General features: G+C 41.1%; 1 pseudogene. It reads right to left on the bottom strand.

The features are described 5' to 3' along the window. Positions 1-42: 42 nt before the first annotated feature. Positions 43-258 (bottom strand): annotated as a pseudogene (locus tag SB773_RS32890) (precorrin-4 C(11)-methyltransferase); the annotation flags it as partial.

Raw genomic sequence — 258 nt, 5'->3', positions numbered from 1 at the left:
ACTGTTTAATGGGAGCAAGTTCCTCTTCCTTCAATTCAATGATCATGGCTTAACACCTTTTCTGAAACCGTGGGTAAAACTCGCATCATATAGTTTTGAACGGTATTCATCTTTATCATGGATAGTAGGGTCTAACGCCCATCCAGCCAAAATCATTGCATGCTTGCGGATACCATTTTTACGCATATCATCATCTAAATTAACTAACGTGGTACGGACTATTTTTTGGTCCGGCCATGTTGCCCGTTGAATGACTGC

It is taken from the genome of Bacillus sp. SIMBA_074 (assembly GCF_046534555.1).
GTDB classification, from domain to species: Bacteria; Bacillota; Bacilli; order Bacillales; family Bacillaceae_G; genus Bacillus_A; species Bacillus_A mycoides.
Note: the sequence above shows the minus strand (reverse complement) of the source record. Positions and strands in the feature narration are given on the sequence as shown.